A 1,127-nucleotide genomic window follows, 5' to 3' on the forward strand; every position below is an offset into this window, starting at 1 on the left:
GATCGGTTATATGTTGTCAAGCGTGGTGTCGAGCCGCGCACGCAGTCGGACCTAGGCACGCACGACGCCGAGGCAGCGAGCGGTCAGTGCACTCGATCGGCGGGAGAATCGCGCGTCCCGAGCAACCCGGCGCTCAGGCGCCCGCGCCCGCGCGCGGGGCAACGGCCGTGTCGACGACCGAGCTATCCGATCTGGCTGCGGTGTCCCTTTTCGGTGCGCCGGGTGATCGACGGCATCGAGAGATGCCAGCCCAGCCCGAATGGCCCATTGCCGCTCCCGAATCCGTAGCTCAGCGCCAGATTGGGGCCGAAACCGCCACGGCCGGGACCGACCGCGATCGGCACCCGTATCGACGCCACACCCGTGGCCGGGTCAGCCGTGAACGTCTCCCCGATGCCGCGGATCGCCCCGCCGCCCTTGGGCAGTCCCACGGCCGGCGGGCGCGGCCCGGGCCCCGCAGAGCCGTCTGCCGTGACGCCGCTACCGCTCATCGCGTTCCCCCGCCGCCAGGCCCCGGCGGGGCGCCTGCATGATCGAGGCTATCCCCGACGAATTGCCTTGTCAGCGCGCGTGGAACGGTTCGACGGTCCGATGTCCGACTCCACGATCGAGGTACCCCGCCGGCCCCACCAGACCCCCTTCGCACGCCCTACGAGGCCGCGGATGAAGTTTGCCGGGCCCGATCACGATCGCCGGCCTGGGCGACCGCCCGAGCCACTTCGGCCAACACCTGTGCCTGCGAGCTCGAGTCGGTGATCGAGCGGACCATGCTCTCCGCGCTGGCGGCCAACTGCCGGGCCGGATCACGATCGCCAGCGGCGGCGGCTCCGCGGGCCACCTCGGCCAACACCCACGGCCGCGAGCCCGACTGGGTAACCGATCGGGCCATGCTCTCATCACGGTCGGAGTCTCCGGCCGCGGCGACCGTGCCCAACGCTTGAGCCGGCACATCCGGGCCGCTGACTGCTCGGGCCATGGTTTCGGCGCCGGCGGTGGCAGACTTTCGTCGAACAGCAACTGCTTCGGCGCCTCCGGACATCTACGACAACAGGGAGTCCTCCGGGCCGCTGCTGCCGGCCGGGTACTCCAGCAGAGGTACGGCGCCCTTGCGCCATGCGGAGAGCACC

Annotated in this window: 1 protein-coding gene; it reads right to left on the reverse strand. The window is 71.2% G+C overall.

The genetic code is table 11. From position 1 onward, the window contains the following. Positions 1–182: 182 nt before the first annotated feature. Positions 183–431, reverse strand: a complete 249-nt coding sequence (locus AB0J80_RS38530; protein ID WP_364714796.1) for a SpvB/TcaC N-terminal domain-containing protein — start codon at positions 429–431, stop codon at positions 183–185. Positions 432–1,127: the final 696 nt, after the last annotated feature.

This window comes from Actinoplanes sp. NPDC049548, assembly GCF_040676695.1.
Taxonomy (GTDB): domain Bacteria; phylum Actinomycetota; class Actinomycetes; order Mycobacteriales; family Micromonosporaceae; genus Actinoplanes.